Here is an 11084-nt window from a genome sequence, read left to right on the forward strand (position 1 = left end):
TATTATTGCTGTTATACTTCTCATTGATACTTAAAATTCTAGATCTTCCCGAAACTTACTTCATATAGATTTACAAAACTTTATGATGGACAATAAGGCTTTTATATTTGTAGTTTATTAAAAATTAACATTAAATATTAATCAAAAATATTTTAATTAAGATCTCTCTTCTTTTATTAAATTAATATTATCTGCTGCAGTGCTTCTCATTGATATATTGAATTTGCTATCTTCATGAAACTTATTTCATTAAGATTTACAGCAGAAAATTTTAATGACAAATAACTTTTTACACTTTTCGTTAATTAAGACTTTACACCTGACATTTTTAAAAAGCGATTTGTTCAAGAATTATTTTGATCTTAACCAAATAATTTAAAATTAATGGTTTAATTATTATTAATTTGGTTTTGAATTACCCGAGAGGGTTTTACAAATCCATCTCGTTCTTTCTACGCTGAAACGCACCCACCTAGTTTAATGTCGTATAACGTTATTGGGATTTGCGCTCGTGCCTGGTTCCGTTAGGAACTGGCGTAAAGCTTGCTTTTTCGTATCCGTCATTGGTTAATCTGCAAGCTTTATGACAGAGGGCATGGCGCCAATCCCATGTTATACGAAGTCAAACTAAAGTTTTAATTTTGAAATCTATCCATTATCTCAATTTTTTTTACTACATAATCTTTAACATTATGTGCTACAGCAAAATCTAGATCATTAATTATACTTATGATTTTTTCTGCTTTCCTATAAGTATCCTTATTTATGTCTTGATTATCTTTAATATCTCTATATTTTTCTATTAATTGTTCTTTAACTTCAGTGCTGTCATAATAAATTAAATATGCTTCAATTACATTTCCATAATGACTATCTAAAAATTCTTTTCCTTCTTTAGATGAAAATAACTCAGTCATAATTTCATTGGAATCGATGTTTCCATTAATATATCGTTTATAAAGATCAAGATTATAATTTTTTATAGATATTAAGACTGCTAATAAAATTGGGTATAATTTAAAACTTACAGGTGTTGTTTTAAATACTAAGCTAATTTGTGTAAAACATTGTTCTTGTATTCTTAAAGAAAAGTTAAGTATAGAAAATAATTCTGAAAAAATAGAAACAAAGTGTTCTTTATCATTTCTAAAATTGGATGATTGATTAGTTCTTTCTTCAAAATATTTATTAAAATTAAATCTCTTAAATAAAGCTTCAACAAAAGCGCCTTTTGGAGGTTCAGGTAAATGATAATTTAAATCAATAAATCTCCGCAAATATCCATCAACATCCATATCTAAACCATAGATCCCCTTAATTGAATTACCAATTTGGTTTTTATCAATAGCTAATACAAAAACAATATTTTCCACATTAAAGAAGTGTTTTGCTTTTTCAAGAACTTGTAATGCATATGTAGGTCTACAACGATCTAATTCGTCTATAAAAAATACGATTGGTTTTTCAGAATCTGTAATTTCTTTAGCAAAATTCTCTAAGTGTTCTTTAAATTCAGTTAAAATATGTTTTGATTCCTCATATTTATTTATTTCATTTTTTGCAATTTTTTCTGTTATTTCTCCGATTGCTTTTTCAGTCAAATCATCATAATCTAAAACTCCTGCACTAGCATATTTAAGAGCAATAGGAATTGAATTTTTAATTAAAACTGAAGCAGCTCTTTTAATTTTTTCAAAATTATATTGAATTTTATCAAGTTTTGAATTTTCTGTTTCAAAAGAATCTATTGCAATTTCAATTTCACCAATCAAAGCAATAAGAGCATCGTCATTAAAGTCATTTTCCCAGGCATTAAAATATAGAGTTGAAAACCCTTTATTTTCTAAATGCATTTGCCACATTTTAACAAAAGTAGTTTTGCCAGTACCCCAAAGTGAATCTATTGCTAAAACTAATGAATCTTGAGTTTCGCTTATTAATTGAGTCAATATCTCAACACTTTCTTTTCTTTCTAAAATATCTTCTTTGAAAGGGTTCTTTTTATCTATGTTTATATTATTTAGTTTTATTTTCAATTAAGTATCCTCCTGTTCGTTTTTATTTATAAAGTTTGATTTCATATAACGTCCCTGGGATTTGCGCTCGTGCCTGATTCCGCAGGAACTGGCGTAAAGCTTGCCATTATATTTCTTGCTGCTTAATATTGCAAGCTTTATGACAGACGGCATGACGCCAATCCCATGTTAGACGAAGTTTAGATAATAACAATTTAATCATTTATTCTATCATCAATTATTTTATCAATATCTACAAAATATGTTTCATCTTGAATATCTGAAAATTCCTTAGAAACCAAAATATCTATATCAATGTTAAAAATAAGACTTAATTTAATTTCTTTAGGTAAAGTAACTTTTACAGTTTCTGAGTTACTAGAAGTTATTATATTTTTACAATATACTATTACTTCTAGGTACTGCTCTTCAACTATTTTCTCAAGCAAAGCATCTTCATATTCTTCATATGGATATCTATTGAAATATATTTGTTCATTTGAAATTAATTCGAATTCTCCTTCATATTCGTATCCTAAGTTATTAATAATATAATCCCAAAGATAATCAGAAATTTCATTTATAATTTTTGAATCATTTATATCAAAATAAGTATCTTTGATTTTCAATTTTGACTTAAAATACTTTTTATACTCTTTAATTAATTCTTTATTTAACTCAATAATGTATTCTTCATTTTTAGAAATTAATTTTCTTAAGCTTTTTCTATTTCTTATAGTAATTAAATCTCCATTACTATCTTCTAATTCATCTGATATTTCTTTTTTAAATATAGTACTATTTCCTTTAAAAAAAGCTTTATCTTCAGAATGAAAAATATATAATTCATTTTCTTTGGAATTTTCATAATCATTTAAAACAGTAATCACAAAAATACTATCAACAGTTTGATCATTATTTTCAGAAGAAGGAGGTGATTCATAAATAGTATTATAAACACCTGTCCTGAATTCATCCTCGGTGTTTTTCCTTTTTTCAATAAATTCTAAATTAAATATACTTTTTTCAATATTAGATGACCGTATATTTTCTAAAAATTTATTAACAAGATCATTATCACATGAACGGTAATATCTTCTATTTCTTTTTACATTATTTATAAAAAAATTTTTCTTTTTTTTATATTTTTGTAAAATTTCTTGTAATATTACATCAGGAATCAAAATAGATACATCTATATGTTTATTTATTTTTTTTATAGATTTTGTAACAGGATTATCAAGATTAAATTTATTTGCTATAAAAAAATTAGTATCTAAATATATATAAATTTTATTATAATTTGTAAAATCAACTTCTTTATTATTCTTTAAATATGTCATCTTTTACCTCCTAAAATCTAAATTTCGTCTAACGTCCCTGGGATTTAAGAATTTCATGAACTTAGCGCGACTGCGCTTAGTGAATGAATTTGCATGGAGCGAAGCGGAATCTTCAATCCCATGTTAGACGAAGTTAATATATTAACTATTTTTTATTTCTAGTAGGTGTGACAAATTGTTTTTTTCATCAATTAATTTAGGTAAATTCCATTCTAGTAATCCAACAACACCTGTATCAACATTTAAATTATCTACATTTTCTAAAAAAAGATTAGTTTTTAAAGATGTATATATTTCTAGTTCTAGATCTTCTAAGAAAAATATATAAGGATTTAATTCATCAAGTAAGTTATTAATTTTGTTTGTGTAATATACTATTTCTTGATAGTAAGATTTTGTTTCACTAGACTCCTCAAATAATTCTTCATGTTTAGCTATATAATGAATACTGCTTACATCTCTTTCTAATAATCTAAACACTTCTTCTTTTGATATGTTTTCAAATATTTCTTCCCATTTTTTTCCAAAAAAATCACCATTTTTATCATTATAATCAAAAGTTCTTTTTATATAAAAAATAAGATTTCTCAGGTGAGTGTTTAATCTTAAAAAATGTAAATACGTTTCTTTTTCTATTTTTTCTTTTTTATTTGTTTCAGGTATATATACAACGATAAAATAAAATATTAAACTTATTATGTAACCAACTGATAAGTCTACTAAAATATTGTAATAATAATTTATAATTTCAACATTTAAATTAATAATGGCTTCCCAATTATAGGTAACACCAAAAGAAATAATAATAAATATAGAAATTAGTAATAATACTAAAAGCATTTTATTATTCAAAAGCATTCTTAAAAATCTTTTCATATAATTCCAACTCCTTTATATTAATTTCGTCTAACGTTACTGGGATTTGCGCTCGTGCCTGGTTCCGCAGGAACTGGCGTAAAGCTTGCTTTTTCATATCCGTGATTGGTTAGTCTGCAAGCTTTATGACAGAAGGCATGATGCCAATCCCATGTTATACGATGGAGCTGGTTTGCTCTTTTGATAAAATTTAGAAATTTTTATAAATAAAAAAAGGGGTTTATCTCCCCTTTTCAAGTATTCTTTTATATGCACTTATATAAACAACTTGATCTTCTCTTTTACCAACAGACCAAACCATAACTTCTTCTTCGTTCATTATTTGATAAACAACTCTATATTTTTTCCGATAAAAGTAGATTTTTAAACAACCTGATAGATCAATTCCACTTTTATTTCCAAGTGGTTTTCCTAATTCAGGTGATCTTTTAATTTTATTAAGTGTACTTTTAAGTCTCGGTTTAACACTTCCATCTAAATTATCAATATCATTTTTAACTTCAGGATGAAATTTAAGCTTCATCAACTTAAGCCCCCTAAAATCTATTCTTTATCTAATAAATCCATTATCTCTTTTTCGCTTACTGCGTCTTTAAGATCAAAGTTTTCTTTTCTTTTGGCTATAATCTCTTCAATATGGGCATCTTCTAATTGATCTTCCAGAAATTCTATTTTTTCTAGTAACATTTCATATTCCTCAATATCCATCATAATACCTTCAATATCATTATTTCTGGTAATAAATAGCGGGGACTCTTTTGTTTTATCTAACATTTTACTAAAATTACGAACAATTTCAGAAGATGAGACCATATGATCTCTATCAATTCTTAAAGTAACCATTATCTGCACCTCCATAAATTAAAATATTTCATAAATGATTATCTTAATTAAATTATACATTAAATTTTATGTAAAATCAATTGTAATATTTTTAGTTTTAATTTATAAAGGTATTTTGATTAAAATTATTGTTTATTGAATAAGGATTTTTAAACCAGATCTTTCGTATAACGTTACTGGGATTTGCGCTCGTGCCTGGTTCCGCAGGAACTGGCGTAAAGCTTGCTTTAATATTCCTTGCAGAATAATATTGCAAGCTTTATGACAGAAGGCATGACGCCAATCCCATGTTATACGAAGTGCTTGTTATTTATTGCCTTAATTTATATTCATTATTTTAACAATATCTTCGAAGTCCTTATCCTTTTCATCGATATTAATTAATTTTTCATTATCTATTTTTAGTTTTATATTATAATATCTTTTAAATATATTATTTATGTCAGATTCTATTTCTTCAATATCAGATTCAAATTCATCTAATTTATTTTTTGCTGCTTCTTCAGTTATCGAAGTAAACATCAGTATTACAATCGTTAGTATATACAATGTTGAAAAAATCTGAATTATAGAGATGAATTTTGCTATTGGTATATTCAATTCAACTATATTAAAGTCCATATTTACAAAAGTAATAATACTAAAATATAAAAAATCCGTATAATTACTCCCAATACCAATTATATTATTGTTGTCAATTTTATATAAAGCAAAATATTCTAACGAAAATCCTACTGAGGTTAATATAATAATAAATAGAAATACTAATAAAAATTTTTTTATTAAATAAACTTTAATCCCTTTGTCTGTATATCCATCTATAATTTTGATCTTTAAATATCTCAATACACCATATACGTATCTTAATATTTCGGTTTTTTCTTCTATTTTTTCTTTCTCTTTTAACTCATATTTATTTTTATTTGTCATATGACTATTATACCATTTCCATCCTTTATTAATCATTTTATTTAAAATATCAAAAAAAATTAATGGATTTGTAGTCCAAGAAAAAATTGAATACCAAGAAGTTAACAAACCAAATCCAATGATTGACATTGAAAAATATAATATATAAGTGTTTTCATAATTAAAAATTGTCCAAGTTGCTAAAATAGAAAGGATACCAATAATTATTTTTGCTTCAATTTTAGCTGGTATCTTCATTATTTCTGCAAAATAATTAAAAATTGTTCTAATTAATTTGTATACAAAAAAGATTAGTTTGGGAATAAATAAAATAAAGCCTAGATAAAATTTTATTACATATCCTATGCTTTTTAAAAAACTATTTTTCCTTAAAATTAAAACTATGAAATATAAAAAAGTCCCTCCAAAAATTGAAATCATATTTATTTTGGATAGAACTATATTATTAAAAGAATTAAAATTAAATTCAAACAGTATAGAATAAATATCCAACCATAAGAGTAATCTTATCAAATCTTTAATAACTTTTAATATTTTTTTATATAATTTATTTTTTGGAGTTTGATTATTTTCTTCCTCATCCATAACTGAACCTCCTTTTTTTATTAATATAAGCATTTCGTATAACGTCCCTGGGATTTGCGCTCGTGCCTGATTCCGTTAGGAACTGGCGTAAAGCTTGCTTTTTCATATCCGTTATTGGTTAGCCTGCAAGCTTTATGACAGAAGGCATGACGCCAATCCCATGTTATACGATGTGCGACTTTTTCTTCGGTTTTTCAGAATTAATCTTAAACATTTTTGAATCAATAATAAACTCATTTCCAGAAACTTCAACCCATTTATTTATTTTAGTAACAACATGGAATATAGCTTTAGAATAAGTCTCTAAATGTTTATCTTTAACAGAGAATAACTTCAATAAATTATCTTTATTTTTGTTTTTAAAATCCCCAAAGTCCTGCACTAAAAAATTATTGTCTTGAATATTTTTTAATAAAACTAATCTTTCAGGGTGTTCAGTATTATTTTCATTTAATTCTTTTCCACTTATTATTTTGTGATTTGAAACTTCTTCTAGATTATTTTCATAAATTGATTCTTCTTTATGTAGTAATTCTAAAGATCTCAAACTTTTAATTATTTGAATTATAGCGATTATTTGATTATCCTCTAGTTTATTTAATATATAAGGATTTTCTAATATATCATTGAATTTATTTTCGCTAAAATCCCATCTTTTAAAAATTTGAAAACCAATATAATTATATTCACTTAACATATTCTCAATTTGTTTTTGATCTAATGAAAGAAAATTATTTATTCCAGAAAAACTAAAATCATGATATTTATAAGGATAAACAATTTTTAATAATTTATTTAAAATAGATAACATTTCCGTATCAATTTTAACTTTAGCATAATCAAAAACTTCTTTATTTAATTTTTTATGAGATATTTTTTTAGTCAGATTATAAAACAAATAAATTAATGGAATTGACCAAAAAGAAGCAGATAAACTTAAAAATAAAACTTTTAGATCTCCAACTAAATTCCCGCTGATAAAAAATAATATTGCACCTACAGTTATTGATGCTACATAAGGCAATATTTTTAGTAAGAACTTTTTCATGGTTTTCCCCCTAAAAGTCGCATTTCGTATAACGTCTTCGTATTTCCGAAGTCTATCAGACTTAGATAGCTTTTATCTTAGTCTGATAGATTTAGATGAAGCGTCAGCGAAACCGGAAATATTTTGTTATCTGACGTTATTTTTGCTATATTATTTCAGATGTATTTAATATAATATCTTCAGCAACAAACCTTATTAAAGGAATCTCTTTTATCAAATGTTTATCATGCTTAAAAGGTACATACTTAGGTTTATTATTTCCTTTAGAATGTATGATATCTTTACTATGTACTATAGAATTTCTTGTATAATAGATTCTTTTAGCTAAATTACTAATAATTTGTTGTCTATTAGGGTTTAATAAATTAACTCTATGTCCTCCGGAAAAAATAACCTTTTTATCTTTGTAATAATCAACCAATTCATCATTATATTCATTTAGATTATCAACTAAATTTTCTGTTTTTACATATTTATCTATTGTTAGTTTTACAGCTTCTTTTTCATTAATAACAAGTTCCTCTTTTCTTATACTTAATTTTTTATTGATAATTTTAATTATTTTTCTTACATCATTTTCACGTTTTAATGAAAACTCAGGATGTGATAATTCATTTTGTAATAAGCTAATTAATTCTTCATTATAAATTTTTTCTAAAAAATGTTCGATGATATGATAAAAAGAAATATATTGTAGAAAAGCGCTATCACTGGAAATTGCCATTTGATAATGATATACTAAATCTTTTTTATAATTTCTCTTAGGTGCTTCCATTTCAGAACTATTATTTCTTCTTATTCTATGGATTCTTTCCATATTTAAAAATTCATCAAAATTCTTTATTTCAACAACGGGTATCTCCAAATTATAAGCGATATGAAAAATAGTAGAATTACTTAATTTTAAAAATTTATTAATCTTCATATCATTTTCAGTTTTTATTTTTAGAGTGTACATTCTTCTAAATAATTTTCTCATAAAATCAAAAACATCTTCTACATCTTCCATATTATTTCTCACATGTCTTGATGGATAATAATTACTATGTAAAAAATCATTGAATAAGTTTTCATTATAAAGATGTTCTATTAAAAAAAGTAAATATTCATCAGAAGGTCTCGATACTGAATATTCTATTTTATTTTGAGAATCTATCATTTCAATTTTGTTTTCTCTTACCATAATACTAAAAGGTATACGTCTATTATTCTCAAAATTTAATAACACTTCATATGAATTTTCATTATATAATATTGTATTGATAGTAGTCCTTTTATCTTTTTCAGCTATAATTTCATTAAATTTTTCATATTCTAAATTAAAAATATTTTCCCAATAATTAAACTCAAATTTTTTATCTCTTTCAATTACTTCTAAATCTTTATCAATTTTCTCTATTATTTCTATAAACTTTTCTTTGTTCATATTTATTCCTCCTTAAAATAATGTCAGATAACGTCCCTGTGATTTGCGCTCGTGACTGGTTCCGCAGGAACTGGCGTAAAGCTTGCATTTTCATATCCGTTATTGGTTAGTCTGCAAGCTTTATGACAGAAGTCATGACGCCAATCACATGTTATCTGATGTCGGACATTTTTTATAAAATTAATGATTATTTTATGCTTTATAGCTTTCTATAAATTCATTTACATCTTTAAAAGTATCAATTTTTCTATTCATAATTCCACTCTCTAAAATAAATTTATTTATCTTTTTTATATTTATATTACAAGAAATAAAAATTCTTAACTTTAAATATAACAAAACCTTAGTTTTTATATTTTTAGAAATTTTTATATGAACAAATAAAGATTTATAAGCTGCATACAATACTAAAAATAAAATATATAAAGTAAACATAACAGAAAGAATGGATGGTAAGACCATATTTTTAAAATCAATAATGTCTAAATCCTCAAAATTTATTACTGTTTCTTTAAGAGAAAAAAAGAAAATAGTAAAACCTAAAATTGCCAAAATCCAATCCAAAATCTTTTTAGTTGATTGATACTCCTCTTCTTCATATTTTGGTTTAATATTGTTTGAAATAAATTCAGATGTAATTGTAAAAACAGTAATTACAAAAATTTGTATAAACTCAATGATAAATGAGAAGGTATGTAAATTAATTATAAATTGAATCAATATAAAGATTGTTACATTGTCTTTAACAAAATTAATAAAATAATTCATATTTTTAGCTTTATCAACTGCTCTAAATGATGAAGTAATACCAATAGCTAAAAACCAATATATTGTTCCCTTAAGAAGATTTAGATTCCAAAAACCGATTTGCCAAAGAAATAAAATCATTAAAATAAAATAAGTAAACATTGATATATACCAAACAAAAAAAGTTTTATTGAAAATAATACTAAAAATCTTTAAAATTGGTTTTCTAGTTTCATCTATTAGCAATAAAATAATTATAAAAATTAACATCCAAGATCCAATTGCTAATTCTCTATTATTAAAAACACTAATAATAATATAATAGATTTTGGAACAATATCCTAATAAATCTACCATTTGTTTTAACTCCTCTAGTAATAGTTGAATATTTAAAACATTATGTCCGATTTCAGATAACGTTACTGGGATTTGCGCTCGTGCCTGATTCCGTCAGGAACTGGCGGAAAGCTTGCCTTCCAAATTTCTTGCAGCTATTATTGCAAGCTTTGTGACAGAAGGCATGACGCCAATCCCATGTTATACGACTGTTAAACGACAGCTCTTTTAATTTTTTCTTTTTTATTATTTTGATTTTCTGAATAAATATAGTCATTAACTCTTAAACATACTCATTTAAAGCTCTAATGAGTATGTTTAATTGAATTAATTGTTCTTTTATCACTAAATTATTAGATCTTCACGAAGTTAAGTTCATAATATTTTTACCAACTTTAAAGGATTGCAATTAATATTCCTGAAAATTGCAAACTAAAATTCCCTATTATTGCAGAATAAAAATCTATTAATTTAGTTTTACTTGCAGAAATCGATTTATTATTAATATACTTCATGTAAAAGAAAAAAATACCTGCATAGTAACAGGTTTAATCATTATTTCTCTTTTTTGATTTTCTAAAGGGCATCTTGTCAATCCATCTCGAAACTTCTAAGCAATAAAGACACTTGACCCAGCCTAATGTCACAACTGTGACTGTTAGGCGTAAAAATCTTTACTTCTCTATTATTTATTATTGCTGTTATACTTCTCATTGATACTTAAAATTCTAGATCTTCCCGAAACTTACTTCATATAGATTTACAAAACTTTATGATGGACAATAAGGCTTTTATATTTGTAGTTTATTAAAAATTAACATTAAATATTAATCAAAAATATTTAATTAAGATCTCTCTTCTTTTATTAAATTAATATTATCTGCTGCAGTGCTTCTCATTGATATATTGAATTTGCTATCTTCATGAAACTTATT

Annotated in this window: 9 protein-coding genes; all 9 read right to left on the reverse strand. The window is 24.7% G+C overall.

Annotated features, from left to right (window positions below; genetic code table 11):
• Positions 1-635: 635 nt before the first annotated feature.
• A complete protein-coding gene (locus HSACCH_RS07480; RefSeq protein ID WP_005488943.1) occupies positions 636-2036 on the reverse strand; it encodes a KAP family P-loop NTPase fold protein in 1401 nt (466 codons plus the stop codon).
• A gap of 194 nt (positions 2037-2230) precedes the next feature.
• The gene (locus HSACCH_RS07485; protein WP_005488944.1) at positions 2231-3358 is read right to left on the reverse strand and encodes a PIN domain-containing protein; all 1128 of its coding nucleotides are present in this window, start codon (positions 3356-3358) and stop codon (positions 2231-2233) included.
• Positions 3359-3499: 141 nt separating this feature from the next.
• Complete coding sequence (locus HSACCH_RS07490; RefSeq protein ID WP_005488945.1) at positions 3500-4234, reverse strand: hypothetical protein; 735 nt, start codon at positions 4232-4234, stop codon at positions 3500-3502.
• A gap of 220 nt (positions 4235-4454) precedes the next feature.
• On the reverse strand, positions 4455-4757 hold the full coding sequence (locus HSACCH_RS07495) for a type II toxin-antitoxin system RelE family toxin (protein WP_005488946.1): 303 nt from the start codon (positions 4755-4757) through the stop codon (positions 4455-4457).
• A gap of 20 nt (positions 4758-4777) precedes the next feature.
• On the reverse strand, positions 4778-5077 hold the full coding sequence (locus HSACCH_RS07500; RefSeq protein WP_005488947.1) for a type II toxin-antitoxin system Phd/YefM family antitoxin: 300 nt from the start codon (positions 5075-5077) through the stop codon (positions 4778-4780).
• Between the two features lie 318 nt (positions 5078-5395).
• Positions 5396-6592, reverse strand: coding sequence for a hypothetical protein (locus HSACCH_RS07505; protein WP_005488948.1), 1197 nt, complete (start codon positions 6590-6592; stop codon positions 5396-5398).
• Between the two features lie 163 nt (positions 6593-6755).
• Entirely contained in the window at positions 6756-7640 is an 885-nt protein-coding gene (locus HSACCH_RS07510; RefSeq protein ID WP_005488950.1) for a hypothetical protein, read from the reverse strand.
• 145 nt (positions 7641-7785) lie between these two features.
• A complete protein-coding gene (locus HSACCH_RS07515) occupies positions 7786-9066 on the reverse strand; it encodes a hypothetical protein (RefSeq protein WP_005488951.1) in 1281 nt (426 codons plus the stop codon).
• A gap of 192 nt (positions 9067-9258) precedes the next feature.
• Positions 9259-10170: a hypothetical protein gene (locus tag HSACCH_RS07520; protein WP_005488952.1), complete on the reverse strand. Its 912-nt coding sequence runs from the start codon at positions 10168-10170 to the stop codon at positions 9259-9261.
• Positions 10171-11084: the final 914 nt, after the last annotated feature.

This window comes from Halanaerobium saccharolyticum subsp. saccharolyticum DSM 6643, assembly GCF_000350165.1.
GTDB lineage: Bacteria > Bacillota > Halanaerobiia > Halanaerobiales > Halanaerobiaceae > Halanaerobium > Halanaerobium saccharolyticum.